The organism is Mesorhizobium sp. M0077 (genome assembly GCF_040322955.1).
Lineage (GTDB): Bacteria > Pseudomonadota > Alphaproteobacteria > Rhizobiales > Rhizobiaceae > Mesorhizobium.
The window spans coordinates 429,407-455,004 of the sequence record NZ_JAMYUL010000004.1; the positions used below are offsets into that span (position 1 = coordinate 429,407).

The window sequence follows — 25,598 nt, forward strand, 5'->3', positions numbered from 1 at the left end:
GCATCTGGTACGCCTACCCCCGCAGCGCCTGGTCCAGGTCGGCGATCAGATCATCGCCATCCTCTATCCCCGCCGACAACCGCACCAGCGAATCCGAAATGCCGATTTCCGCGCGCTTTTCCGCCGGGATCGAGCCGTGCGTCATCAGCGCCGGGTGTTCGATCAGGCTTTCGACGCCGCCGAGGCTTTCAGCCAGCGTGAACAATTGCGTCCGTTCGAGGAAGCGTTTGGTGCCGGCGAGGTCGCGGTCGAGGTCGACCGAGATCATGCCGCCGAAGGCATGCATCTGTTGGACGGCGATGGCGTGCTGCGGATGGCTGGCCAGGCCGGGATAGACGACGCGGCGCACATATTTTCGCGCCTCCAGCCACTGCGCAATCTTCAGGCCGTTCGTGGAATGCCGCTCCATCCTGAGCGCCAGTGTCTTGATGCCGCGCAGCGCGAGAAAACTGTCGAAGGGACCGGAGATGGCGCCGATGGCGTTCTGCAGGAATTTCAGCTGGGCGGCGAGGTCCTTGTTGTCGCCGACGATGGCGACGCCGCCGACCATGTCGGAATGGCCGTTGAGATATTTCGTCGTCGAATGCACGACGATGTCGATGCCGAGTTCCAGCGGCCGCTGGATGTAGGGGCTGCAGAACGTGTTGTCGGCGACCGTCAATACGCCCTTGCGCCTGGCGAGTGCCGCAACGCCTTCGAGGTCGACGATGCGCAGGAGCGGATTGGTCGGGGTTTCAACCCAGAGCAGTTTTGTCTCCGGACGGATCGCTGCTTCCACCGCCGCCAGATCAGTGAAGTCCACAAAACTCACCTGCAGATTGGCCGAGCGCTTGCGCACCCGCTCCATCAGCCGGAACGAGCCGCCATAGATGTCGTCGGTTGCAACGATATGGGCGCCGCTGTCGAGCAGCTCGAGCACGGTCGAGATCGCCGCCAGGCCGGACGCGAATGCAAAAGCGGCCGAGCCGCTTTCGAGATCGGCCACCGCGCGCTCGAAGGCGAAGCGGGTCGGGTTCTGGCTGCGGGCGTACTCAAACCCCTTGTGCACGCCGGGCGACTGCTGGCCATAGGTCGAGGTCGCGTAGATCGGCACCATCACCGCGCCGGTCAGCGGGTCATGGCTCTGGCCGCCATGGATGGTGCGCGTGGAAAAAGCCAGGCGGTTCTTGCCCGATGGGGATGTTTCAGCAGTCATCGTGCGCGCCTCAAATGGTTGATCAGGTCGATACGGGTTATCAGGCCGACGAACTCGTCGCCATCGAAGATGATGGCGACCTCGTTGCGGTCGAACACCGGCAGCAGCGCATCCAGCGTCTGATTGGCCTGCAGCGTGTGCAGATTGGAGGTCATGGCGGTGCGCACCGGGGCGTTGAAGCGGTCCCAGCGGCCGTCATAGGGGCCGTCGACCTTGGCCAAGATGTCGCCCTCATCGATAATGCCGACCAGCTTGCCATTGTCCAGCACCGGCAGCTGCGAGACATCGGAGCGGCGCATGCGGCCATAGGCGTTGAGCAGGCTTTCGTCGGGGCCGACATAAACGGTGTCGCCGGTGCGGTGCGAGCGCATGACGAGGTCGCGCAGATCGCCATGCTGTTCCTGTTCGGCCAGCCCCTGCTCGGCCAGCCAGAAATCGTCGAACACCTTGGACAGATATTTGTTGCCGCTGTCGCAAACGAAGGTGACGACGCGTTTTGCTGTCGTCTGCTCGCGGCAATAGCGAAGCGCGGCCGACAGCAGCGTGCCGGAAGACGAGCCGGCGAGAATGCCTTCCTTCGAAAGCAGGTCCCGCACGGCCAGCATGCTCTGCTTGTCTGGGATGGAATAGGCTTTCCTGACCAGCGACAGATCGGCATTGGGCGGCACAAAATCCTCGCCGATGCCTTCGACGGTCCAGCTGCCGGCCTCTTCCATCTTGCCGGTCTTGATCAGCGGCGCCAGCACCGATCCGACGGGATCGGCCAGCACCATTTCGGTCTTCGGCGATGTTCTGGCGAAGTAGCGGCCAAGCCCGGTCAGCGTACCGCCGGAGCCGACGCCGACGACCACGGCGTCGAGGTCGCCATCGAGCTGGGCAAGGATTTCCGGTCCGGTGGTGGTCTCATGCGCCTCGGGGTTGGCCGGGTTGGCGAACTGGTTGGCGTAGAAGGCGCCGGGCGTTTCCGATGCGATCTTCTCGGCCATGTCCTGGTAATATTCGGGATGGCCCTTGCCGACATCGGAGCGCGTCATGCGCACTTCGGCGCCGAGCGCGCGCAGATGCTGGATCTTTTCGCGCGACATCTTGTCGGGCACGACGAGGATGATGCGGTAGCCCTTGGGGATGCCGACCTGGGCGAGGCCGAGGCCGGTATTCCCGGCGGTCGCCTCGACGATGGTGCCGCCGCGCTTCAGCTTGCCTTCCTTCTCGGCCGCGGAAATCATAGACAGCGCAATGCGGTCCTTGATCGAGCCGCCTGGATTCTGGCTTTCGAGCTTGATGAACAGCCGGCACTTGCCGGTGTCGAATTTGGTCAGTTCGACCACCGGCGTCTGGCCGATGAGGTCGAGCACCGAGGCGTAGGGCGGACGCAGGCGGGATAACGCGCCGTCCGAACTGCCTGGCGCAGCTTTTCCGTGCTCGCTCATATCGATGTGCTCCCTTGAACAAGCGACCGCCTCGGGGGCAGAGCGGCAGCGTAGCTTCTTTTCCGGCCGTTTGCAGTCGGAAAGAAGGTAGATCGTGCCAATCAACCGGCGAGAGGGGGAATGGAATTCCAGTTTTAGGCCGGCTTTGGACTCAAGCCCAACACCCTCCGTAGCGATCCTTCCCACCCCCCTCTGAGGGGCGTGCTATCCCGCCGACGTCAACAGCTTTACCCTAGCAGCTGCTTGCTCAGCCTAGCGCATTGCACGCGGATGTCGGGGATGGCGTCGATCTCGAAGAAGGTGCCGCGGGTCAGCGGCCCGACGGCGAGGATCTTGGCCGATGCGGTGCCGTCGCCGGCGATGATTTCGCACTTGGCCGTTACATCGAGGCCAAGCCGCAGCGGGTCGGGCCGCGCCAGGCCGCGGTCGACCAGCGAGCGCACGACGCTGTTCGACGTCGTCGAGATGTCGCGGGCGATGCCGGTGCAATCATAGATGCGGGCGACCTGCAGCGTTTCCAGCGCCTTTGTGTGGCGAGACTGGATGCCGACGGTGAATCCATCGCCAGCCTCGATGCCGACGACACGGCCGGCGACCGGGCGGATGCGGCCGGTGCGCACCGCTTCGGTGACGCGGGCATGCACCTCGGGCGCCAGCCGATGGCGATGGATGTCCCACCAGGCCTTGGTGTGCTCAACGAAGCGGCGCTTGGCCGAGGACGGCCAGTTCTGCCAGATCTTCTGATTGAAGGGTCGCAGCCCATCGACGACGTCGCGCCAGTCGATGCCGGCCTTCTGGTTTTCGCGGATCAGGTCGCGGAACCAGCCGACGAAATAGGAGAGCTGCGTGCCGAGCGGAATGTCGGCGACGTCGAGCTTGATCGGGTTGCCCTTGCGGTGCGGCGACGGCAGCAGCCCGCGCCGCGATACGGCGACGATCTCGCCGCGATGGCCGCGCTGCTCGAGCGACAGGAAGGCATCGACCATGCTGAGCCCGGTGCCCAGCACCAGCACGCGGGCTTCAGGATCGAGCGCGGTGTCGGCCTCGGTGCCCATGCGGATGGCGTGGCCCTGGCCGGCGCCGGGCTGCTCGTCATGGCCGGTGGCAAGCACCGCCAGATGCGCGACGACGCTGGTGCCGTTGGCCAGCACCACTTCGACACCGGACGATGTCGGCGAGATCGATAGGCTTTCCTCGCGAATTAGCCTGAGACGGCCGGTTTCCTTTTCGCGCGCTTCGAGCTCGTCGAGCACTTCCTTGAGGTAGCGGGCATAGACGCTGCGCGGCGCATAGAAGGGTGTCTGCGGCGTCTGTTCCTGGCTTATCAGGCCGCGCCCCTGCAACCAGCGCCAGAAATTCAGGGGATCGTCGGCATAGGCGCTCATCCCCGCGGCGCTGACATTCAGCACGTGCGCCGACAAAAGCGTCGAATAGGCGATGCCCTGGCCGAAATGCGGACGCTTTTCGATCAGCGTGACGCGAAGGTCCGGGTTGGGCGACTTCAGCAGATGCGCGGCCAACACGACGCCGCTGGCGCCGCCGCCGACGATGATGATCGAGCTGGGGATGATCGAATTGGCGCGCGCGACGCTCATGCGAGCACGCTCAAGATCAGGCGGGGACCTTTTGCGCCGGCGCAAGCTCGTCGATGTCCCTCGCGACCGGAAGGTCGTCGAGGACGATGTCGCGCATTTCGGCCAGCGTGCGCTGGTCGAGCACCTCGGCGATCGCCTGCCGGACCTCGAGCATCAGATGTCGGACTTGGCATGTCGCCTCATTGCAGTCTTCACAGCGCTGATACTGGGTGCGGCTGGCGCAGGGGATGGGCGCCAGCGGTCCGTCGAGCACGCGCACGACATGGCCGACCTTGATCTCGTCGGCCGGGCGCGCCAAGCGATAGCCGCCATCCTTGCCCTTGCGGCTCTGGACGAAACCGGCATTGCGCAATTCGCCCAGAATGGCGTCGAGGAATTTCTTCGGAATGTTGTTGCCGCTGGCGATGTCGCCGACAAAGGCGAGCTGTCCCACCGGCAGTTGCGCCAGATGGACCAGCGCCTTGAGGCCGTACTTGCCTTTTTTGGTGAGCATAGACCGAATGTTTCTCTGTCAGGCGATGGCCCAAAACCATCGGTTTCGAAACGCCTGACGTGCCTCCCCGCCGCGTGCAAGCTGCTTCGACACATAAATTCTACTGACATGATATACAAGCCGAGAAACCTTGATTTTGCTTCGTTTTCACGCCGCAGGGGCCACTTTAGCAAGGCTTTGTGCCGTTAAGGTCACAGCCAGCCGCGAGCGATTGCGGCGATGAGCGGCGGCTCCTGCTCCCAATGTCGATAAGATTACTATACTTACCCTCGAACACGCGGAACGTGTTTTCAAATCAACCGTCTTTTACAGCATGGATTTGCGCCATTTGGGGCTTTGCCGGGAATTTTGGGTCGCAGCCCGCGGATCGGCGAAACATGACTCCCGACAACTCGGGCGCCGCCCTGCGCCCGATATCAGGACGCCGCCTTGCCGCTCTGAGGCCGGGCGGCCTTGGCGGCCACCGGCACGCCGCTTGACCGCAGCATCCAGCGGTGGCCGTCGCTGCGGAAGTCGGTGAGGCTCAACGGCTCGACATCGATCCTGCGGCAGGCCGCAAGCGGCGCGCCGAGCACCAAATCAGGCCTCTTCCGTAGGAGGGTTGGCAGGACCACCAACTCTTCAGCACCTTGGGGGCGCCGTTTGCGTTTGCGCACGGTTCGGCACGGGCCGGTCACCGCGCCCGCATCAGCCGGTGGTTTTTTTCTAACAAGTGCTTCTTGCTTGGAAGGATTTAACTCTACAAGAATGATAGAATTAGCTGACTATGAACAGGCATCCGGTTTTTCTCATTTTTCATGGAGCCTTTCATGTCCAGCATTTCGCGACGCATTGTCCTCCTGTCGTCGGCAGCTTTGGCGGGTGCGGCCTTCCTCGGCCCGGCCCAGGCGCAGGACCTCAACATCACCATCGGCTACCAGACGGTGGTCGAACCTTCCAAAGTAGCGCAGGCCGACGGCGCCTATGAAAAGGCGACCAAGGCCACGATCGACTGGCGCAAATTCGATTCCGGCGCCGATGTCATCGCCGCCGTCGCATCCGGTTCGGTCGATATCGGATATGTCGGCTCGAGTCCGCTGGCCGCGGCCGCCAGCCGCGAACTGCCGATCCAGACCATCTTTGTCGTCGGCCTGATCGGCCAGTCCGAGGCGCTGGTCGCCCGCAATGGATCCGGCATCGAGAAGATCGCCGACCTCGCCGGCAAGAAGGTGGCGGTGCCGTTCGTGTCGACCACGCATTACAGCCTGCTTGCCGCGCTGAAGCACGAAAACGTCGACCCGAAGTCGGTCGAAATCCTTAATCTCAGGCCACCGGAAATAGCCGCCGCGTTCGCTCGCGGCGACATAGACGCGGCCTATGTCTGGGATCCGGCGCTCGGCCAGATCAAGACGACAGGCAAGGTGGTGCTGGATTCCTCGCAGGTTGCCGCCTGGGGCGCGCCGACCTTTGACGCCTGGATCGTGCGCACCGACTTCGCCGAAAAGAACCCGGACGCCGTGCGCGATTTCGTCAAGGTGACCGGCGAATCCTATGCCCAGTTCCTGGCCAAGCCCGAGGCATGGTCGGTTTCGTCGCCGGAAGCGGCCAAGATCGCCAAGATCACCGGCGCCAAACTGGAAGAGGTGCCGCAGCTCCTCAAGGGTTACGTCTTCCCGACATTGGAAGAGCAGGCTTCCGACAAATTCCTCGGCGGCGGCACGGTCAAGGCGATCGAGGCAGCTTCGGCCTTCCTCAAGGAGCAGGGCAAGATCGACGCCGTGCTGCCCGACTATTCGAAATACGTGTCGTCGAAATACGTGACCGAGGCTCTGGCCTCGAACTGACAGCTGAGTTTTAGAGCGTCCTTTTCGTGCCCCAGCGGCACGCGGCGCTCTAGTGCCACGCGCGGTTCTTCTTCCCTGACGCCGCGTGCTGCCTGTCCCGGATCCGCTTAACCGGGCCGGGGCAGGCTGATTTTCTTCCGGAGCCCCTTTTCATGCCGCATCTCGTACTCGACCCGCATCTCGTACTCGACAAGGTCTCGGTTCACTATGACGGCCAAGCAGCGCCGGCGGTCGACCGAGTTTCCATCGATGTCGCCAAGGGTGATTTCGTCGTGCTGGTCGGCCGCTCCGGCTGCGGCAAGACCTCGCTGCTCAATGTCGCCGCCGGCCTGGTCGAACCCGCGCGCGGGGTCGCCACGATCGGCGGCAGGCCGATCACCGGCCCAGGCTCCGACCGGGCGGTCGTGTTCCAGAACGATGCGCTGTTTCCCTGGCTGACGGCTCGTGAAAACGTCGCCTTTGCGCTCAGGCTACGCGGCGTGCCGCAAGCCGAGCGGGCGCGCCGCGCCGACCAGTTGCTGGCGCTGGTCAAGCTCGACAGCGTCGGCGACAAACGCATCTGGGAATTGTCCGGCGGCATGCGCCAGCGCGTCGGCCTCGCCCGTGCGCTTGCCGCCGAACCGGAATTCCTGCTGCTCGACGAACCGCTCGGCGCGCTCGATGCGCTGACGCGCGAGCGCATGCAGACGACGCTGCTCGACCTGTGGACCGCAAGCCGGGTTGGCGTGCTGATGGTCACGCATGGCATCGAGGAGGCGCTGGTGCTGGCCACAAGCATCGTCGTGCTCGCGCCGGGACCTGGCCATGTGGTGCGGACATTCGAAACCGGCTTCAGCCGGCGCTATGCCGCAGGCGAGCCGATCCGCGCCATCAAGGCCGATCCAGTCTTTGCCGCGGCGCGCGGCGAGCTGACCGATGCGATCTTCGAAGGAGAGGCGGCATGAGCGTCACCTCCTACAGCGAGCGGCCGGCCACCGGGACCGGCGAGGCCGATGCCATTTCGGTGCCGTGGTCGCGGCCGGTGCGGAAGCGGCGCGGGGTTTCCTCGCGGGCGATCAGCGCCGTCACCATCCTGGTCGTGCTGGCGGCATGGGCGCTGTCTGCGCGCCTGCAACTGGTGTCGCCGGTGTTCCTGCCGTCGCCCGCTGCCGTGTGGACCAAGTTCATCGTGGTGATCAAGGACGGCTTCGTCGACGCGACTTTGCTCCAGCACATCGTCGCCAGCCTCGGCCGCGTGTTCGCGGCGCTGCTCGCGGCCATCGTCATCGGCGTTCCGGTTGGGCTGGCTATGGGCATTTCGACGGTCGGGCGCGGCATCTTCGATCCCTTGCTCGAATTTTTGCGGCCGATCCCGCCGCTCGCCTATCTGCCGCTGGTCATCATCTGGTTCGGCATCGGCGAGCCGTCAAAGATCCTGGTGATCGCCATTGCCATGCTGGCGCCCGTGGCGCTGTCGACGGCCTCGGGCGTGCGCGGTGTCTCAAAGGAGCGCATCGATGCGGCCCGTTCGCTTGGTGCGACGCAGCGCCAAGTGGTGCGCCATGTTATCCTGCCCAGCGCGCTGCCGTCGATCCTCACCGGCCTGCGCATCGCGCTCGGCGCCGGCTGGTCGACGCTGGTTGCAGCCGAGCTGGTGGCGGCAACGCGCGGCCTCGGCTTCATGATCCAGTCGGCCGCCCAGTTCCTGGTCACCGATGTCGTGGTGATGGGAATAGTGGTGATCGCGACAATAGCCTTCGTGCTGGAATTCATCATCCGCCGGATCGAGCGTCAGCTGGTTCCGTGGGCGGGAAAGGAATGACAACAAGTTTCTGCCGGTTTGACCGGCTGCTTCCCTTCGCAGCACGGCGACCGCCGATCCGGAACAGAAGGAGTGATGTCATGACCCAGTCCACCGCGGTGCTGTTCGCCCACCTCGGCAACTGGCTGCTCGCCTGGCGGGAGAACTCGTCGTCGCAGCCGCAACCGAAATCGCCGGCCCCGGTGCAACTCGACGCCGAACGCGACCGCCTGCCGCCACGCGACGAGGGATTTTACTGGGCCTGGCAGTATTGGTCGCAGTGAGGTGATGGTGATTAGCGCCAGCCTTCGCGATTTCGTCATCCTAGGGCGAAGCAAGGAGCGAAGCGACGCGGCGCAGACCCTAGGATCCATGCCGAGACGCTGATGCTACGCTCCAGGGGAGCAACAAACCGGGCGCCTACCACCCGGTTCCGCGAAACAGCTCAAACCACTCCGGATTGGCCTTCTCTATCAGTTCGATCTTCCACTGTCTCGGCCATCGCTTCAGCGACTTCTCGCGTTGAATGGCATCGGTGATGTCGAAGAATTCCTCATACCAGACCAGCCGTTGAACACCGTAGCGGCTGGTGAAGCCTGCGCCCTGGCCGGATTTGTGTTCAGGCATGCGGCGGGCGAGATCGTTGGTGACGCCGATGTAGATCGTGCCGCGTTTTTGGCTTGCAGTCATGTAGACGTAGCCGGTCATGGTTTCAGGGTATCGAGCCTCGGTTCGCGCACAAGCGACATTCTGATCCGTTCCACTCTACGGCAAACGTCACGGCATGGATCCTAGGGTCTGCGCCGCGTCGCTTCGCTCCTTGCTTCGCCCTAGGATGACGAGCGCTGGGTTCTGAAGAAAATATTTCCACGTCAAGCAGCCAACTCGCAAAATCGTTTCTCTACTAAATTTATAGACCTACCTAGCCTTGTCTCTCATCCACGGCAGGGAGCCCTTCCCGGCGCCGGTTCGCAGCGAAGGAAGAGGGATCATGTTCAGCCTGACCAGACGCGTTTTCGGCCTTGGCCTTTTGGCGGCGGGCATTGCTGCCTCGCTCAGTGCCTCGGCGCAGGAGTTGAAGCAGCTCAACATCGGCTATCAGAAGACCGGCCTGCCGGTCATCGCCCGGCAGCAGCAGGTGATCGAGAAGGCGCTGAGCGACAAGGGTGTCGCGGTGAAATGGGTGGAATTCACCGCCGGCCCGCCGCTGGTCGAGGCGCTCAATGTCGGCGCCATCGATGTCGGCTGGACCGGCGACGCACCGCCAATCTTCGGCCAGTCGGCCGGCGCCAACATCGTCTATGCGGCGGCACTGCCGGCCAATGGCGACGGCGAAGCGATCTTCGTCAAGCCGGCATCGCCGATCCAGTCGCTCGCCGACCTCAAGGGAAAGCGCATCGGCGTCGGCAAAGGCACCAGCGCGCACAATCTGCTGGTCGCGGCACTCGAAAAAGCAAACATCCCCTTCGACCAGATCACCCCGGTCTATCTCAGCCCGGCCGATGCCGCGGCGGCTTTCGCCAGCGACCAGATCGATGCCTGGGCGGTCTGGGATCCGTTCTACGCCATCGCCGAGACACGCTACCAGCCGCGCGTGCTGGCGCGCTCCAGCGAGGTGCTCAAGGTGAACACCTATTTCCTCGCCAACAAGGATTTTGCCAAGGCGCATCCGGAGACGATCACCACGACGATAGCGGCGCTCGGCGTGGCGGCGAAATGGGCGGACGCGAACCGCGACAAGGTCGCCGCGGCGCTGCATGAGGTGACCGGCGTGCCGCTCGACGCGCAGACGATCGCCGCCAATCGCACCAAATTCGGCATCTTCCCGATCACCGACGAGATCATCGCCGGCCAGCAGGCGACCGCCGATCGCTTCTACAAGCACAAGCTGATCCCGAATGCGGTGCGCATCTCCGACGCCGTGTGGACCGCACCGGGCAATTGATTTTTCACGTGCGGCGGCGGGCGGAAACGCCCGGCGCCTTTGGCCGTTTCACGCTTCAGGGATTTCGTCATGACCGCTCCAGACAATCCGCAAGCCAGCCCGCTCGATTTCTTCTGGTTCATCCCGACGCATGGCGACGGCTCCTATCTCGGCTCCGAACAGCAGCAGCGGCCGCCGGAGTTCGCTTACTTCAAGGAGATCGCACAGGCGGTCGACCGGCTCGGCTTTCCCGGCGTGCTTTTGCCGACCGGGCAGAATTGCGAGGATTCCTGGATCACCGCCTCCGGCCTTGCAGCGCTGACGGAAAAGCTCAAATTCCTGGTGGCGCTACGGCCCGGCGTGACGTTGCCCACCTTCGCGGCGCGCCAGACGGCGGCGCTCGACCGGCTGAGCAATGGCCGCCTGCTGCTCAATGTCGTGGTCGGCGGCAACCCGACCGAGCTTGCCGGCGATGGCGTGTTCCTGCCGCATGATGAGCGCTATGCGCAGGCGCAAGAGTTCCTGACCATCTGGCGCGCCCTGGTGTCGGGCGAGAGCGTCAACTTCAACGGCAAATATTACCGCGTCGACAATGGCCGCCTTGACCTTCTGCCGCAACAGGAGCGGCCGCCGCTCTATTTCGGCGGCTCGTCCGATGCCGGCCAGGAGCTCGCCGCCGATCTCGTCGATATGTACCTGACCTGGGGCGAGCCGCCGGCGCAGGTGGCGGAAAAACTCAGCGCGGCGCGCAAAAAGGCTGAACGGCGCGGCCGCAAACTGCGTTTCGGCATCAGGCTTCATTTCATCGTGCGCGAGACCGAGGAAGAGGCCTGGCGCGCCGCCGACCGGCTGATCAGCCACGTCACCGATGCCCAGATCGAAAATGCCCAGGCCCGCTTCACCAGGGAGATGGACTCTGTGGGACAGCGGCGCATGGCCGAACTGCATGGCGGCCGCCGCGACCGGCTGGTGGTGTCACCCAATCTGTGGGCCGGCGTCGGCCTGGTGCGCGGCGGCGCCGGCACCGCGCTGGTCGGCTCGCCGGAGCAGATCGTCGAGCGCATCCGCGAGTATCAGGCGATCGGCATCGACACCATCATCGGCTCCGGGTACCCGCATCTCGAGGAAGCCTACCGTGTCGCCGAGCTTCTGTTCCCGCGTCTCGGCCTGGGCACCAGGCGGGCACGGGCGCATGAGAACATCGCCAATGAATTCGCCGTCGGCTTCCACGGCGCCAACCGCCTGCAGGCCTCGTCGTGAGTTTTGCCCGGCGCGTCAAACAGAACGGCATCGGCTGGCTGCTGCCGGCGCTGGTCATAATTGGCTGGGAAGCCGCCAGCCGCGCCGGCGTGATGCCGGCCAATGTGCTGCCGGCGCCGAGCGCGGTGGCCGAGGCCTTCTGGCGGCTGACGCTGTCGGGCGAGCTGATACAGAACATCGGCGTCAGCACGCTGCGCGCGCTGGCCGGCTTTGCCATCGGCGGCTCGATCGGCTTTGCACTCGGCCTTGCCAACGGGCTGTCGGCGCTCAGCCGCGGCCTGACCGACACGACGCTGCAGATGATCCGCAACATCCCGCATCTGGCGCTGATCCCGCTGGTCATCCTGTGGTTCGGCATCGACGAGGAAGCAAAACTGTTCCTGGTGGCGCTCGGCGTGTTCTTCCCGATCTACGTCAACACGCTGCTCGGCATCCAGAGCGTCGACCCGCATCTGGTCGAGATGGGCCGGGTCTACGGCATGGACCGCCGCGCGTTGTTTTTTCAGGTGATCCTGCCCGGCGCGCTGCCGGCGATCTTCGTCGGCCTGCGCTATGCGCTGGGCATCATGTGGCTGACGCTGATCGTTGCCGAAACCATCTCGGCCAGTTCCGGCCTCGGCTACATGGCCATGCAGGCACGCGAATTCCTGCTGATCGATGTGGTCGTGCTGTCGATCCTGATCTATGCGCTGCTCGGCAAGCTTGCCGACAGCTTCGCCCGCCTGCTCGAGCGGCTGTCGCTCGGCTGGCATCCCGCCTTCCAGAACGCCTGAGGGTTCGATGCCAACCGCCAGCCTGACCGCCATCCGTTCCTTCGTCGCCGCGCCGGAACCGTCACGGCCGGAGGAGGCCGTCGAAAGGCAGCGCGCCTTTGCCTTCAAGGGCATGGAAAAGCGCTTTGGCGACAAGGTCGTGCTCGACTGCATCGATCTCGACGTGCCGGTCGGGCAGTTCGTTGCCGTCATCGGCAAGAGCGGCTGCGGCAAGAGCACGCTTTTGCGGCTGCTGGCCGGGCTCGACCGGCCGACGGAAGGATCGCTGACATTCGGGCCGGAAGCCAAGGCCGGCGCCGGCGAAGAGAGCCGCTTCATGTTCCAGGAGCCGCGGCTGTTGCCCTGGGCCAGCGTGGTGAAAAACGTCGAGGTCGGGCTGACCGGGCTTGCCACCGGTGCGGAAGCCAGGCGGCGCGCGCTCGCCATCCTGGGTGAAGTCGGCCTCGCCGACCGCGCCGACGAATGGCCCTCGGTGCTGTCGGGCGGCCAGAAGCAGCGCGTGGCGCTGGCGCGTGCACTGATCGGACAGCCAAAGATTCTGGCGCTCGACGAGCCGCTCGGCGCACTCGATGCGCTGACCCGCATCGAAATGCAGCAGCTTCTGGAACGCATCTGGCTGGAGCAAAAATTCACCGCCGTGCTGGTCACGCATGACGTCGCCGAGGCGGTTGCGCTCGCCGACCGGGTGGTGGTGATCGACGAGGGCCGCATCGCGCTCGATCTCGACGTGTCGGTGGCGCGGCCGCGCCGGCGCGGTTCGGTCGAGCTTGCCAGGCTGGAGGGAAGGATTCTGGATCAGCTGTTCGGGTAGTGCTGTCGCGGGCAGGGCATTCTATCCGAGCCGGATAGATAGGTAACAGAATGGACCGGCAATATGGGGTGGCTGTTTTCTTGCTCGCCGGGTTGTGCCTGTTTGCGACTGCGGGTTTGACCAGCGCCTTCCCCCACTCCGTCTTTCCTCTCCCCCGTCGATCGGGGGAGAGGTGTCGAGCGAAGCTCGACGGAGTGGGGGTCGATCTGTGTGGGTCGATTTTTCGTCGCAACTCACCCCCGCGAACGGCTCGCCCATACCAGCCCGGCGAAACCGACCAGCATGGTCACGATGCCGATATAGAGCCATTGCGACTGGCCGGTCATGAAACTGCCGCCGACCACGCCAATGCCCTGCAGCGACCACAGCGCGCCAATGGCGAGCACGATCAGCGCCAGCAGATATCTGAACAGTCTCATCGCCAAGATTCCTTTCCGAAGTCGATCGTCAACTGCGCCATGACCGTGATGACAGAGCGAAAGGACGGCGCCCAATCGCGCTCTCTTCTACTTGTACTATAACGTCCTGCCTTGCTCACGGAATCTGTGAAACAGCTCGCAATATCTCCGGAGATACGGCTGCGCCACACGAAAGATGCCTGACAAACTGTTTCCCAGCGACTCCAAACGTGTGCCGGTGCCACGGAACTGCCCGATGCTTGCCGCATTTCCTGCCTTATTCGACACTTAACGGCTGGGGTCTGTCGAAAACGGAGCCAATCCCCCCAACATGAAGAAAACAAACCAGACCGCGCTTGTCGCGGTAACGATCGCGGCTGGCCTAATGGTCGGTGCATCCGCCTCCTCCGCCGCTGGCCAGTGCGGCCGCGCCTCCTGGTACGCACTGCATTCCAGGACCGCCAATGGCGAACGCATGAACCCGTCGGCGCTGACCGCCGCGCACCGCAGCCTGCCTTTCGGCACCAAGTTGAAAGTGACCAACCAGAATAATGGCCGCAGCGTCATCGTGCGCATCAACGACCGCGGCCCGTTCATCAAAGGGCGCGTGCTCGATCTGTCCAAGGGCGCCGCCGGCCAACTCGGCTTCATCGGCTCCGGCCATACCTCGGTGTGCATGGCGCGCGTCTAGATCTGTCCAAGTCCGGCCCGATCGGGCCGGACACATCCTGCCCCGTTGTCCAACAGCCTTGCGTTTTGCAGTGCACATTGAGCCGGCTGCACCCGCCCAACGCGGTTTCTCAATGCCTTGGACGAAAGATTGGCATATGTCACGCCACGTGACGTATTGCATCGCAGCAATATCTTGTTAACCTCCGCGCGAGACATTCAAGGCTCGGCGCTGTCCGTCGTCCCTTCGGTCACGGCAGCTGCGGAGTACCTGATGTTCTACCAGCTCTACGAAATGAACCATGCCGCCCTGCAGCCCGCGCGGCTTTATGCCGATGCAGTGCGGCTGTTCTACACCAACCCGCTCAATCCGTTTTCGCATACGCCGTGGGGCCGCTCGGTCGCCGCCACGGCCGAACTGTTCGAGCGCACGACGCGCCGCTACAGCAAGCCGCATTTCGGCCTGAGCAAGACCGTGGTCGACTGGAAGAGCGTCGAGGTCAGCGAAAAGACCGTGTGGTCGCGGCCGTTCTGCAATCTCACCCGCTTCGAGCGGTCGGTGCCCGCCGGGCGCAAGGCCGACCCCAAGCTTCTCATTGTGGCGCCGATGTCGGGCCATTATGCGACGCTGCTGCGCGGCACGGTCGAGGCGATGCTGCCCTATGCCGACGTGCACATCACCGACTGGGTCGATGCCCGCATGGTTCCGGTGACCGACGGCCATTTCGACCTCGACGATTATATCGACTACATCATCGACATGCTGCATGCGCTGGGGCCGGACACCCATGTGATGGCGGTGTGCCAGCCTTCGGTGCCGGTGCTGGCGGCGGTGGCGCTGATGGAAAAGCGCGGCGATCCCTTCGTGCCCTCGACCATGACCTTGATGGGCGGGCCGATCGACACCCGCCGCAATCCGACCGCGGTCAATCTGCTGGCCAAGGAAAAGGGCATCGACTGGTTCCGCGACAACGTCATCATGCACGCGCCCTGGCCGGTGCCGGGCTTCGGCCGCGAAGTCTATCCGGGCTTCCTGCAGCTGTCGGGCTTCATGAGCATGAACCTCGACCGCCACATCACCGCCCACAAGGACTTCTTCATGCATCTGGTCAAGCATGACGGCGACAATGCCGAGAAGCACCGCGATTTCTACGACGAATATCTGGCGGTGATGGACCTGACGGCGGAATTCTATCTGCAGACCGTCGACACGGTGTTCGTGCGCCATGCGCTGCCCAAGGGCGAGATGACGCATCGCGGCGAGGTGGTCGACACCAAGGCGATCCGCAATGTCGCGCTGTTCACGGTCGAAGGCGAGAACGACGACATTTCCGGTCTCGGCCAGACCCAGGCCGCCCACGATCTCTGCCCCAACATCCCGGCTGACCGGCATGCGCATTACATGCAGCCGGCCGTCGGCCATTACGGCGTCTTCAACGGGTCGCGATTCCGCTCGGAAATCGTGCCGCGCATCGTCGATTTCATCACCAGCTACGGCCGCCAGAACAGGGTTGCGGTGAAACCAAGGCTGGTCCGCTCCGCCAAAAGCTGAGGCTCGATCCGGCTGCAGCGTGCATTGCCCGCAAAAGCGGGGCGATTTTGCGCGCCACAGGCGTTCTGTTGCACAATAGACGCTGTTGGGCGGGCGCGGGTAACCATGCCGAAGAATCTGGCTCCCCTTATAATTGACACGGAGTGTAAATCCCCTTTAACCTTTCGTTAAGAACAAGGGCGAACGGGGACAATGACTTCCTCACCGATGGCACGGACGCTGCGCTTGTGGGCGGCAGCAGGGCTGGCGATCTCTGTGTGCTGGGCAGTGCCGGCACTTGCAGGCGGCGCCATGGCGACGGGCGGCATGACCTCGCAGCCGATCGGCCACTATGATTTCTGTAAAACCCAGCCCGGCGAATGCTCGATCCGGCCGAGCAACCTCAACCCCGCCGCGATGACCGACGCCTTCATGCGCAAGCTGATCAACGTGACGTCAAGGGTCAACGCCGCCGTCAAGCCGATGAGCGACTACGACATCTATGGCAAGGACGAGGTCTGGGCCTATCCCGACAAGGGCGTCGGCGATTGCGAAGACTATGTGCTGGAAAAGCGCCGCCAGCTCTCGCGCTCTGGCGTGTCGCTGGCCGATCTCTTGATCACCGTCGTGCGCAAGCCGGACGGCGAAGGCCATGCCGTGCTGACCGTGCGCACCGACAAGGGCGACTACGTCCTCGACAATCTGACCGACAAGGTGAAGATCTGGGACGCCACCGGCTATCGCTTCCTCAAGCGGCAGGCCATCGACAACACCGGCCGCTGGGTCTCGATCCGCGGCGGCCAGCAGGTACTGGTCGGCGCGGTTCAGTAAGGACACGACGCTTTCGAACGAGCGGGATATCGGCCCGCGCGCCATCTTCAGGATGAGTCAGCGCCGCCCCTCATTGCCCTGCCGGGCATTTCTCCCCGTATAATGACGGGGAGAAAGACACCCTCATCAATGATTTCGACAATGGTCAACGCTGCGGAATAGGTGCCGGCGCAGCGGCTATCTCCCTTCTCCCCGTCACTACGGGGAGAAGGTGCCGGCAGGCGGATGAGGGCAGCGCTGCCCTCGAAATCTTATCTCTCGAAACGCCTCCTCAAAAAATTTCGCTACCTGCGTGAACCAAACCGTCTCCAGCGGCGACACACAGCCGTAAACAGAAACCCAACCATGGAGACTTCAAATGACTGCTTTCCTGCGTAATGCTTTCCTCGCCGCCATCGCGGTATCGTCCCTGGCCGGATCCGCTATGGCCGACCAGACCGGCTGCGCCAAGAACAACCAGTGGGGCAATCGCTGTTGCGATCTCACCTCGGACTGCCTGGGTGGCGGTCGCGGCGATCATGACAGCACTGGCGGCCGTGGCGGCCAGGCCGGCGCGAAGTAATCTCACCATATGCCCGCTGGCTAACGGCCGGCGGGCATCGCCTTCAGGATGAAATGCCGGCCCTATTGATGAGCATTCGTGGCCTTGGCGCCGCCCTACTTACGCCGCTCCAGTGCCGCCCGGATCGAGCCGGTGATGCGGGCAAGCTCGGCTTCGTCCAGCTTCTCGATGTTTTCGGCCAACAGATTGGCCAACTCGGTGGCAGCAGGACTGAGGCCGGACGTATCGAGTCTCACCCGCGGATGTGAGGCCTCGGCCAGACGCGCCAGCTCTTCGGCATCGTCCCAGATGACGTTGAAATAGCCGATGATCTTCTGGATCAGCGTCCAGGTCGGCGCGCCGCGGCGGCCATGTTCCAGCGCCGACAGATAGGCGGCGCTGACTCCGATCGCCTGCGCCATGTCCTTCTGGCGCAAGCCGCGCTCGGCTCGAAGCGCCCGCAGTTTTTCGCCGAACGGCGTCATCAGCGGGTTCGCCTGAGCCGAACGTAGAGCGCGCCCGAACCGCCGTGGTTGCGGGCGGCGTGATCGTGGCTGGAGACCAGCGGCCGGAAGGCAGGCGTCGACAACCAGGCAGGCACGGCGCGCCGCAAGACGCCGTCGCCGCCCGACGATGACCCTTTTCCCGTAATGACGAGGACATAGCGGACCCCGCCGGCATGGGCCCGGTGCAGGAACGAAAACAGCAGCGAATAGGCCTCGTCCTGGGTCATGCCATGCAGATCGACGCGGCCTTCGATCGGCAGCCGGCCCTTCTTCAGCTTGTCCAATGTCGGCTCGTCCAGCGCGTGCGATACATGCTGCGCCTTCGGCTTGGCGGCGAGGACCGGACCGACAGCGACCGGCGTCTGTGCCGGCTTGGGGTCGACGACAATGTCGGGAATCTCGACCGCAGTCCGGCCCTTCAACGGTCGGGCGGTGCGCGCCACCAGGTTCCACAGCACCCGGTCGTCTTCATTGAGTTTATCGGGGCGCTTGTTCATCGATTCGATTCCGAAACGAGAGCGCGTGGAACCAAGGCATAGAAATCGGCCGCATTGCGAACCACGCCGGCGATCTCGCCGGCCGCATCGCCGGAGCCGGCGAACAGATCGCCCCGCGCCGGTCCGGTGATGGCCGAACCGGTGTCCTGCGCAATCATCAGCCGCCGGAACGGTTTTCCATCGAAGGCGGTCAGCGACGGAGCGTCGATGTAGAAGGGGGTACCGAATGTGTGCAGCAGCCGGTCGACCGCGAGCGAACGGCCGGGCGTCAACGGCACCTTGGCGGCGGCGATAGGACCGAGTGCGGCATCGTCGACATCGGCTTCGCGAAAGAAGATGTAGGAGCCGTTCTGCCAGAGGATCTCGTCGACGCGATCCGGATGCGCCCTGAACCAGGCGCGGATAGACTGCATCGTCACTTTTTCCAGTGGGATTTCGCCGAGTTCGGCGAGAATCTTCCCCGGACCGCTGAAACGTTGGCCGGATTTGGCGGCGTAGGTGACGCGGCAAAGCCGGCCGTCGGTCATCTTCAGCCTGGCCGCACCTTGCACATGGATGAAGAAGACGTCGACCTTGTCGGCAAGCCAGGCGATTTCCAGGCCTTGGCCGGCCAGCGCGCCTCTCTCGATCTCACTGCGGTCGAAATACTCCACCAGGCCCTGCGGCGTATCGCGGGCGAAGGCGAGATAGTCGTCCATGCCCTTGGGGCGGTTGGCGTCATCGATGTCGACGAGGTCGGCCGGTCGCGCCAGAAGCGGCACGGTGAATTCATCCGTGCGCACTGGTGAGGCCTCGACCTCCGGCTCGTAGAAGCCGGTGACCAGGCCGGGGTTTTCGGATCGAATCTGGACTGGGGCGAAATGGCGCTCGAAAAAACCCTTGGCCGCCGACCGATTCGCCGGCGAAACGGTGCGCGCCTCGTCATAAGCGCCGGCAAACGCGTCGAACCGGACGCCCAACGAACCGGTGCGGTAGGGCTTGTTCAGGACATGAAAGGCCGAATGGCGGAAGGCTTCGAAAGCGGGCAGATGGTCATCGGAATTCCAACCGGGAAGATCATCGAAGGACTTTTCCACGAAAAGCGGCGAGAGCGACACCTCAGCCTCGCCACTGCCGATGTTTGCCTGCATGTCGCTATCCCAAAAAAGCTGCCCGCACCGGGCGACATGCATAGGCTCAGTCTTCTTCCTCGGTGGCGACCAGCTTCCAGTTCGGATCGCGCGAGCGTGTGTCGCGGGCGAAGGTCCAGACATCCTTGACCTCGGCCACCGTCTCGGGATCGCCATCGATGACGGCACCCGCCTTGTCGCGGGTCGCCGAAATCAGTTCGCTCACGATGCGCAGCGTGATGTGGGCCTCGCCGCCCTTCATCTCGGCCGAGACGATGTCGGCCTTATCGATGCCGACGAAGGAGGACTGGATCTTTTCGGCTTTCGCCTCGCGGTCGCCAATCGCGGCAACGAAGCCGTCAAAAACCTCGCGCGACAACAGGTTCTTCAGCGTTTTTCGGTCGCCATCGGCATAGGCCATGACGATCATCTCATAAGCCATCTTGGCGCCGTCGACGAAGACTTTGGGGTCGAAGGAGGGATCATTGTCCTTGATCGCGCGCAGGCCCTTGTTGAGGTCGGTGTCGGGCTTGGCGAAGGCATCGATGGCCGCATAGGTCTCGGCAGCCGTCTCGCCCGGCATGCGCTTGCGTGGCAGCGAAACCACATTTTCGGGCTTCTGGGTCGCGTCCTTCTCGGTACGGCTGGCCGTGTACGGATCGAAGGGCGGGCGCTCGCTGCCCGTGCGGCGGCCAAGCACGTTGCGCAACTGGAAAAAGATCACCACCGCCGCAATCAGAAAGAAAATGGTGCCGAAGTCGAAGAATCCCATAACTTTCGCCAATCAATCCCTGACCTGGCCGGGACCGCCAGCCAATCGGGCGGCGGTCGCATGGCGTTAAACATGCAAAGCATATAGAACGCATGGCGCAATCATTCAAATCAAAGGCAGGCATACCTATCTAACGGCCTCAGTGCCAGCGGCGATTATGCGCCGCCCGGCAAACATGGAAACGATCGGTCAAGACTTGCGCATTTCCTTCCTTCCTCTGTTCCTGCTTGCGCTGCCGCTGCTGGAAATCGCCGGTTTCGTCATTGTCGGCCGCGAGGTCGGGGCGCTCGCCACGGTCGGCCTGGTGCTGGCTTCAAGCATTGCCGGCGTGCTTCTGCTCCGGCACCAGGGTTTTGGTGTCATGGCGCGGGTCCGCGCCGAGATGGCCGGCGGCGGCGACCCCAGCCGCCAGCTCGCGCATGGCGCCATGATCGTGGTCGCCGCCATCCTGTTGATCATCCCCGGCTTCATTACCGATATTATCGGCCTGCTGCTGTTCCTGCCGCCGGTACGCGACCTTGCCTGGCGCAGGCTCAAGGGCCGCATCGTCGTCGCGACCGATTTCACCGCCGGCGGTTTTCGCCGCAGGTCGCGCGACAAGGTCATCGACCTCGACGACGGCGACTATTCGCGCGAGGACGATTTCAAGCGCGGTCCCGACCATAACTCGCCGTGGCGCCGCCTGAAGGACGACTGAACGTCACCTTGAGGACGACTGAACGTCGCCTTGAGGACGACTGAGGCTACATCGACCCCTTCGGCCTGAAGGCGGCAAACCTTGTCTTGTCATGCCGACCATGCTAGCCAACGCCCGATTTCAATTCGGTCAGCGCTGCTGTCCAGGCAAAAGGAACAAGGCTCATGGCCAGCAAAGATGACGCGCCGGTCGGCGCCGCCAACGGCAACGGCGAAACGGCGCAGCCGTCGCTCAACGTGCTTGCCCAGTATGTGAAGGACCTGTCCTTCGAAAGCCCCGGCGCGCCGAACTCGCTGCGCGGCCGCGACAAGGCCCCAGGCATTGCGATCAACGTCAATGTCAATGCCAACCCGCTCTCCGACAAGCAGTTCGACGTCAATCTGACCTTGAACGCCAAGGCGTCCTTCGACCAGGAAGTGCTGTTCAATGTCGAACTGGTCTATGGCGGCGTATTCGCCATCGCCGGCTTCCCGCAGGAACACATGCTGCCGATCCTGTTCATCGAATGCCCGCGGCTTTTGTTCCCGTTCGCCCGCCAGATCATCGCCGAAGCCACCCGCAATGGCGGCTTCCCGCCCCTGATGCTCGACCCGATCGATTTCGCCCAGATGTTCCAGCAGAAGCTGGCCGAGGACCAGGCGGCATCGAAGGTCAAGGTGAGCTGAAGGCAAGCGTCACGCGCATGAGTTGAAAGCCCGGCTTCGTGCCGGGCTTTTTGTATACTGAGATGCTGGCGGGACAGCACCCCCCTCTGCCTTGCCAGGCATCTCCCCCTCAAGGGGGGAGATTGGCCGTCATCGCGACCTTCGCCAACTTTAGACGTTGCAGGAATGGGCTGGAGCGGCGAAGCTGCTGATCTCCCACCTTGAGGGGGAGATGGCCGGCAGGCCAGAGAGGGGTGTGACGGAACGCTACCTCCGCGATCCGTTCACCCCGCCGCCACCTTCAGCCACAGCGCCTTTTCGCCCAGCGTCGCCACCAGCCCCGCATGCGCCGCTCGCTCGCCCACGGTCAGGCGCGGCGGCAGGGCGATTGGCCTGGCGGCGATCGAGATGTCGATGTCGGCAACGTCGCCATTGCTGTTGAGCTGCAACACGACCGCGTCGAGGACAAGTGCGGCCTGCTTGCCGCCGATGAGTTCGATGTAGACTTCGGCCAGGAGCTCGGAATCGAGCAGCGCGCCGTGCTTGGTGCGGTGGCCGTTGTCGATGCCGTAGCGGCGGCAGAGCGCGTCGAGCGAATTGGGGCCCATCGGATGCTTGCGCCGCGCCAGCGCCAGCGTGTCGACGACGCGCCCGGTGTCTATGGCCGGCTGGCCGAGCCGCCCGAATTCCGTGTTGAGGAAGCCGATGTCGAAATTGGCGTTGTGGGCGACGAGCTTGGCGCCGTCGGTGAAGGCGAGCCATTCCTCGGCGATTTCGGCAAAGGTCGGCTTGCCGACGAGGTCGGCGGCGCTGATGCCGTGCACGGCTTGCGCCTCGACATGGACGGCGCGCCCCTGCGGATTGATGAATTTGTGGAAGGTGCGGCCGGTCGGGAAGCGGTTGACCAGCTCGACGCCGCCAAGCTCGATGATGCGGTCGTCGCGCATGTCGAGTCCGGTGGTTTCGGTATCGAAAATGATCTCACGCATAGAATCAACCCACTCCTGGAGGAGTAGAATCATGGAGCGGAACAAAATGGCAATGGGCAATGCCGACAGCCTGCCGTCAGGAGCCTGATGGGCGCGACTTATCCCCCAGGAGTTAGCAGGCGAGTTCAGCGCCATGAGAGCTCGGCAATGATCGCGCCGACCGCGCTGCGGGCGGCGTCCATGCCTTCGCCGGTGTCGATGACGAAATCGGCCTGCCGGCGCTTTTCGGCGTCGGGCACCTGCTTGGCCAGGATTGCCGCCAGCTTTTCCTCACTCATGTCAGGACGCGCCAGCACGCGGGCGCGCTGGATATCGGCCGGCGCGGTGACGACGACGACCTTGTCGACACGGTTGCGGCCGCCGGTTTCGAACAGCAGCGGAATGTCGAGCACGACGAGCGGCGCGCCGGCGGCGCGGTGCCTTGCCAGAAAGGCATCGGCATCGGCCCGCACCAGCGGATGGACGATCGCCTCCAATGTCTTCAGCGCAGCAGCGTTGCCGAGCACGCGGCGCGCCAACTCGGTGCGGTCGACCGAACCGGCAATCACGGTGCCGGGAAAGGCCGCCTCGACGAGAGGTGCTGCCTTGCCGGCATAGAGGCGATGCACGGTCTCGTCGGAGTCATGCACCGGCACGCCGGCGTCGACGAACATTTTCGCCGTCGTCGACTTGCCCATGCCGATCGATCCGGTGAGGCCGAGCACGGTCATCATTTGGCGCCCATCATTTGCGACCCATCATTTGGCGAGGATGTCGGCGACGATCATCTGTCGCAACTCAGGCGTGACCTGCGGCATCTTGCCGAACCAGCGTTCGAAACCGGGCACAGCCTGGTGCAACAGCATGCCGAGCCCGTCGACCGTCTTCAAATTTCTCGCGCGGGCAGCGGCAAGCAGCGGTGTTTCCAGCGGCACATAGACGATGTCTGCGACAATGGCGTGAGCTGGCAGGCCGGCCGGATCGGCGGCCAGCGTCGCATCGCCATGCATGCCAAGTGCCGTCGTGTTGATCAGCAAGCCGGCATCGCCAAGCAAGTCGCCGACCGCGCCATGCGCCGAGACGCCGGCGCCGAAGCGGTCGGCGAGTTCCTGCGCCCGCGCCAGTGTGCGGTTGACGATGCGGATATCGTTGATGCCGCGCACTTTAAGCGCGTGGATGACCGCGCGCGACGCGCCGCCGGCGCCGAGCACCACGGCCGGAGCGTTTCTCTCCCAGCCCGGGGCATGCTCGTCGAGATTGCCGGCAAAGCCGATCCAGTCCGAATTGCCGCCCCACAGCACGCCGTCGTCCAGCCACAGCATGTTGACCGCGCCGATCATCTCCGCCGCCTCGTCGCGGCGCTCGACCCGGGCAAAGGCGACTTCCTTGTGTGGAATGGTGACGTTGCCGCCCTGATAGCCATTGGCCTGGAGGGAAGAGAGGAACTCGGGAAAATCGGCCGGCGCGACATCGATCGCATGATAGCTGCCGTCGATGCCGTATGTGTTCAGCCAATAGCCGTGGATCTTCGGCGAGCGCGAATGCGCGATCGGATGGCCGGTGACGAAAGCTTTTTTCTCAACCATCGATGGCTCCGAGCGCACGCAATTCCGCCAGCACCGGTAACAGCGGCAGGCCGACAATGGTGAAATAATCGCGTTCGATCTTTTCGAACAGCTGGATGCCTTCGCCCTCGATCTGGTAGGCGCCGACGCTCGACAACGCCTTGGCGCCGACGCGGGCCAGGTGCCGGCCGACGAAGGCCGGATCGAGCTTGCGCATGGTAAGGCTGGCGATGCCGACATGGCGCCACAGCACCTTGCCGTTGCGGCAGAGCACGGCGGCGCTGTTCAGCTGATGCGTCTTGCCTGACAGCGCCAGCAGATGGCGGCGGGCGCCTTCCATGTCGGCCGGCTTGTGGAACACTTCATCTCCCAGTGACAAAGTCTGGTCGCAGCCGAGCACCAGGGCGCCCGGTCTGCGTTCGCTGACCTCGGTCGCCTTGGCTTCGGCGAGTATCAGGGCGACATCTTCCGGCGACACACCGCTGTCCTGCAACGGCGCCTCGAGCGCGCGCTCGTCGACGTCGGCAGGCACCGCTTCGATGCCGAGCCCGGCATTGATGAGCATTGCTTTGCGGAACGGGCTGCCGGAGGCAAGGATGATTTTTTCGGTCATGGGTTCTGGGCCTGGTCGATAGTGGTTGATTGGGGCAGGAGGTCGCGTTGCCATCCCATCATCTATTCTTCCCCCGCAGGGCAACAATGGCTGCCGCGGTCTCTTCGATCGAACGGCGGCTGACGTCTATCATCGGCCAATTGTGGCGGGTGCAGATCTGGCGGGCATAGGCGAGCTCTTCGGCGATCGAGGCACGGTCGACATAATCGGTCGCTTCGTAGGTGCTGCTGTTGCCGAGCACGCGGTTCTGCCGGACATGCGAGATGCGTTCGGCGGTGGCGATCAGCCCGACGATCAGCGGCTTGGTGGCAGCGACCAGGCTTTCGGGCACCGGCACGCCGAGCACGATCGGGATGTTGGCGGTCTTGATGCCGCGGTTGGCGAGATAGATGCTGGTCGGCGTCTTCGATGTCCTGGAAATGCCGATCAGCACGACATCGGCGTCGTCCATGTTGAGCGGCAGCTGGCCGTCATCATGCTCCATGGTGAAATTGAGTGCGTCGATACGGTGGAAATAATCGGCGTCGAGCACATGCTGGGCGCCGACGCGGCGGCCGGCCGGCGTGCCGAGATAGGACTGGAAGACGGTGAGGACCGGCTCCAGCACCGAAACACAGGGCAGCCCCATGGTGGCGCAGCGCTCGTCAATGCCGCGCGCCAGCTTCTGGTCGACGACGGTGTAGAGGATGATGCCCGGTTCCTCCTCTATGTCCTCGAAGACTTTCGCCACCTGCTTTTCGGTGCGGATGAGCGGATAGATATGCTCGATGGCGCGCGCATCCTTATATTGCGCCGAGGCGGCGCGGCCGGCCGCCAGCAGCGTCTCGCCGGTGGCGTCGGAAATTAGGTGCAGATGAAAGAAGCTCTGGGGTTTGTTCACAGGGGGCGCCTCAGGCTGTGGGCTTGTGTGGATAAACCGGGGCCGCAAAGGCGACCGGCTGGAGGCGACTGTATCAGAAGGCCAGTTGTCCACAATTCGATGCGCTGTCAGCTTCACTGTGCGGCTGGGGACAAATCTGGGGACGGGCGTTTTTGCCAGCGCTTCATCCACAGAGGCGGTTTTTCAGGGGCTACGCCAAACCATTGACTCCAGTGATGGAATCCTGGTCATCCACACTCTTTGCCAATCCCGCGGAAGAAACACGCGACAAAATGCTGGCTGGCCTTTTCCAG

General features: G+C 63.8%; 30 protein-coding genes. 14 read left to right on the top strand and 16 right to left on the bottom strand.

The features are described from left to right. Window positions 1-13: 13 nt before the first annotated feature. The 5 genes from NKJ57_RS11975 to NKJ57_RS11995 form a co-directional block, all read right to left on the bottom strand. A complete protein-coding gene (locus NKJ57_RS11975) occupies window positions 14-1,195 on the bottom strand; it encodes a trans-sulfuration enzyme family protein (protein WP_352510729.1) in 1,182 nt (393 codons plus the stop codon). Continuing rightward, window positions 1,192-2,625 carry a pyridoxal-phosphate dependent enzyme gene (locus tag NKJ57_RS11980; protein ID WP_352510730.1) on the bottom strand — a complete coding sequence of 478 codons (1,434 nt, stop codon included), beginning with the start codon at window positions 2,623-2,625 and terminating at the stop codon, window positions 1,192-1,194. Before NKJ57_RS11980 ends, NKJ57_RS11975 begins: the two co-directional genes overlap by 4 nt. A 227-nt stretch (window positions 2,626-2,852) precedes the next feature. Beyond that, window positions 2,853-4,220, bottom strand: a complete 1,368-nt coding sequence (locus NKJ57_RS11985; RefSeq protein WP_023692935.1) for an FAD/NAD(P)-binding protein — start codon at window positions 4,218-4,220, stop codon at window positions 2,853-2,855. A gap of 16 nt (window positions 4,221-4,236) precedes the next feature. Next, complete coding sequence (locus NKJ57_RS11990; RefSeq protein WP_023687576.1) at window positions 4,237-4,713, bottom strand: RrF2 family transcriptional regulator; 477 nt, start codon at window positions 4,711-4,713, stop codon at window positions 4,237-4,239. Between the two features lie 416 nt (window positions 4,714-5,129). Further along, entirely contained in the window at window positions 5,130-5,291 is a 162-nt protein-coding gene (locus NKJ57_RS11995; RefSeq protein WP_023681206.1) for a hypothetical protein, read from the bottom strand. Between the two features lie 231 nt (window positions 5,292-5,522). Here NKJ57_RS11995 and tauA point away from each other — a divergent pair, with 231 nt between their 5' ends. The 4 genes from tauA (at window position 5,523) to NKJ57_RS12015 (ending at window position 8,600) form a co-directional block, all read left to right on the top strand. Further along, entirely contained in the window at window positions 5,523-6,536 is a 1,014-nt protein-coding gene (gene tauA / locus NKJ57_RS12000; protein WP_023710332.1) for a taurine ABC transporter substrate-binding protein, read from the top strand. A 152-nt stretch (window positions 6,537-6,688) separates the two neighbouring features. Then, on the top strand, window positions 6,689-7,480 hold the full coding sequence (locus NKJ57_RS12005; protein WP_352510731.1) for a taurine ABC transporter ATP-binding protein: 792 nt from the start codon (window positions 6,689-6,691) through the stop codon (window positions 7,478-7,480). Continuing rightward, the gene (locus NKJ57_RS12010; RefSeq protein WP_023824077.1) at window positions 7,477-8,337 is read left to right on the top strand and encodes an ABC transporter permease subunit; all 861 of its coding nucleotides are present in this window, start codon (window positions 7,477-7,479) and stop codon (window positions 8,335-8,337) included. The genes NKJ57_RS12005 and NKJ57_RS12010 overlap by 4 nt, the downstream gene beginning before the upstream one ends. Window positions 8,338-8,417: 80 nt before the next feature. Next, window positions 8,418-8,600, top strand: a complete 183-nt coding sequence (locus NKJ57_RS12015; protein ID WP_023672089.1) for a hypothetical protein — start codon at window positions 8,418-8,420, stop codon at window positions 8,598-8,600. Between the two features lie 136 nt (window positions 8,601-8,736). Here the strand turns inward: NKJ57_RS12015 and NKJ57_RS12020 are convergent, their stop codons facing one another. Beyond that, the gene (locus NKJ57_RS12020; RefSeq protein ID WP_023710330.1) at window positions 8,737-9,024 is read right to left on the bottom strand and encodes a GIY-YIG nuclease family protein; all 288 of its coding nucleotides are present in this window, start codon (window positions 9,022-9,024) and stop codon (window positions 8,737-8,739) included. 283 nt (window positions 9,025-9,307) lie between these two features. Between NKJ57_RS12020 and NKJ57_RS12025 the strand changes: the two genes are divergently transcribed. From NKJ57_RS12025 to NKJ57_RS12040, 4 genes are all read left to right on the top strand, one after another. Next, complete coding sequence (locus NKJ57_RS12025; RefSeq protein WP_352498544.1) at window positions 9,308-10,261, top strand: sulfonate ABC transporter substrate-binding protein; 954 nt, start codon at window positions 9,308-9,310, stop codon at window positions 10,259-10,261. Window positions 10,262-10,330: 69 nt separating this feature from the next. After that, on the top strand, window positions 10,331-11,500 hold the full coding sequence (gene ssuD / locus NKJ57_RS12030; RefSeq protein WP_352510732.1) for an FMNH2-dependent alkanesulfonate monooxygenase: 1,170 nt from the start codon (window positions 10,331-10,333) through the stop codon (window positions 11,498-11,500). Further along, a complete protein-coding gene (locus NKJ57_RS12035) occupies window positions 11,497-12,273 on the top strand; it encodes an ABC transporter permease subunit (RefSeq protein ID WP_352462797.1) in 777 nt (258 codons plus the stop codon). The genes ssuD and NKJ57_RS12035 overlap by 4 nt, the downstream gene beginning before the upstream one ends. Before the next feature lie 7 nt (window positions 12,274-12,280). Beyond that, window positions 12,281-13,084 (top strand): ATP-binding cassette domain-containing protein, encoded by an 804-nt coding sequence (locus NKJ57_RS12040; RefSeq protein ID WP_352510733.1) that lies wholly within the window; start codon window positions 12,281-12,283, stop codon window positions 13,082-13,084. A gap of 233 nt (window positions 13,085-13,317) precedes the next feature. On the opposite strand, the gene NKJ57_RS12045 is transcribed toward NKJ57_RS12040, so the two are convergent. Next, window positions 13,318-13,503 carry a hypothetical protein gene (locus tag NKJ57_RS12045; RefSeq protein ID WP_023710328.1) on the bottom strand — a complete coding sequence of 62 codons (186 nt, stop codon included), beginning with the start codon at window positions 13,501-13,503 and terminating at the stop codon, window positions 13,318-13,320. Between the two features lie 310 nt (window positions 13,504-13,813). On the opposite strand from NKJ57_RS12045, the gene NKJ57_RS12050 reads away from it, so the two are divergent. The 4 genes from NKJ57_RS12050 (at window position 13,814) to NKJ57_RS12065 (ending at window position 17,075) form a co-directional block, all read left to right on the top strand. Beyond that, window positions 13,814-14,173, top strand: coding sequence for a septal ring lytic transglycosylase RlpA family protein (locus NKJ57_RS12050; RefSeq protein ID WP_023672096.1), 360 nt, complete (start codon window positions 13,814-13,816; stop codon window positions 14,171-14,173). A 252-nt stretch (window positions 14,174-14,425) separates the two neighbouring features. Beyond that, window positions 14,426-15,703, top strand: coding sequence for a polyhydroxyalkanoate depolymerase (locus NKJ57_RS12055; RefSeq protein WP_023672097.1), 1,278 nt, complete (start codon window positions 14,426-14,428; stop codon window positions 15,701-15,703). A gap of 192 nt (window positions 15,704-15,895) precedes the next feature. Beyond that, complete coding sequence (locus tag NKJ57_RS12060; protein WP_023706944.1) at window positions 15,896-16,513, top strand: transglutaminase-like cysteine peptidase; 618 nt, start codon at window positions 15,896-15,898, stop codon at window positions 16,511-16,513. Window positions 16,514-16,871: 358 nt separating this feature from the next. Next, the gene (locus tag NKJ57_RS12065; RefSeq protein WP_352510734.1) at window positions 16,872-17,075 is read left to right on the top strand and encodes a hypothetical protein; all 204 of its coding nucleotides are present in this window, start codon (window positions 16,872-16,874) and stop codon (window positions 17,073-17,075) included. Window positions 17,076-17,170: 95 nt separating this feature from the next. On the opposite strand, the gene NKJ57_RS12070 is transcribed toward NKJ57_RS12065, so the two are convergent. From NKJ57_RS12070 to NKJ57_RS12085, 4 genes are all read right to left on the bottom strand, one after another. Then, window positions 17,171-17,539, bottom strand: a complete 369-nt coding sequence (locus tag NKJ57_RS12070; RefSeq protein ID WP_023672100.1) for a helix-turn-helix domain-containing protein — start codon at window positions 17,537-17,539, stop codon at window positions 17,171-17,173. Next, on the bottom strand, window positions 17,539-18,057 hold the full coding sequence (locus tag NKJ57_RS12075; protein ID WP_023692923.1) for a Smr/MutS family protein: 519 nt from the start codon (window positions 18,055-18,057) through the stop codon (window positions 17,539-17,541). The genes NKJ57_RS12070 and NKJ57_RS12075 overlap by 1 nt, the downstream gene beginning before the upstream one ends. After that, entirely contained in the window at window positions 18,054-19,154 is a 1,101-nt protein-coding gene (mltA, locus tag NKJ57_RS12080) for a murein transglycosylase A (RefSeq protein WP_352510748.1), read from the bottom strand. Before mltA ends, NKJ57_RS12075 begins: the two co-directional genes overlap by 4 nt. Before the next feature lie 79 nt (window positions 19,155-19,233). After that, on the bottom strand, window positions 19,234-19,938 hold the full coding sequence (locus NKJ57_RS12085) for a Tim44/TimA family putative adaptor protein (protein WP_023672103.1): 705 nt from the start codon (window positions 19,936-19,938) through the stop codon (window positions 19,234-19,236). 196 nt (window positions 19,939-20,134) lie between these two features. Between NKJ57_RS12085 and NKJ57_RS12090 the strand changes: the two genes are divergently transcribed. Next, entirely contained in the window at window positions 20,135-20,635 is a 501-nt protein-coding gene (locus tag NKJ57_RS12090; RefSeq protein ID WP_023747432.1) for an FxsA family protein, read from the top strand. Between the two features lie 164 nt (window positions 20,636-20,799). Then, on the top strand, window positions 20,800-21,300 hold the full coding sequence (gene secB, locus NKJ57_RS12095; protein ID WP_023672105.1) for a protein-export chaperone SecB: 501 nt from the start codon (window positions 20,800-20,802) through the stop codon (window positions 21,298-21,300). A gap of 263 nt (window positions 21,301-21,563) precedes the next feature. Here secB and dnaQ read toward each other — a convergent pair whose 3' ends face one another. From dnaQ to NKJ57_RS12120, 5 genes are all read right to left on the bottom strand, one after another. Next, window positions 21,564-22,268, bottom strand: a complete 705-nt coding sequence (gene dnaQ / locus NKJ57_RS12100; protein WP_352510735.1) for a DNA polymerase III subunit epsilon — start codon at window positions 22,266-22,268, stop codon at window positions 21,564-21,566. Between the two features lie 125 nt (window positions 22,269-22,393). Next, entirely contained in the window at window positions 22,394-22,978 is a 585-nt protein-coding gene (gene coaE / locus NKJ57_RS12105; RefSeq protein WP_352510749.1) for a dephospho-CoA kinase, read from the bottom strand. Window positions 22,979-23,005: 27 nt separating this feature from the next. Beyond that, a complete protein-coding gene (locus NKJ57_RS12110) occupies window positions 23,006-23,833 on the bottom strand; it encodes a shikimate dehydrogenase (RefSeq protein WP_352510736.1) in 828 nt (275 codons plus the stop codon). Next, window positions 23,826-24,425 carry a Maf-like protein gene (locus tag NKJ57_RS12115; protein WP_352510737.1) on the bottom strand — a complete coding sequence of 200 codons (600 nt, stop codon included), beginning with the start codon at window positions 24,423-24,425 and terminating at the stop codon, window positions 23,826-23,828. The genes NKJ57_RS12110 and NKJ57_RS12115 overlap by 8 nt, the downstream gene beginning before the upstream one ends. Window positions 24,426-24,483: 58 nt before the next feature. Next, window positions 24,484-25,422 (bottom strand): pyruvate, water dikinase regulatory protein, encoded by a 939-nt coding sequence (locus NKJ57_RS12120; protein WP_460222828.1) that lies wholly within the window; start codon window positions 25,420-25,422, stop codon window positions 24,484-24,486. Window positions 25,423-25,598 lie beyond the last annotated feature (176 nt).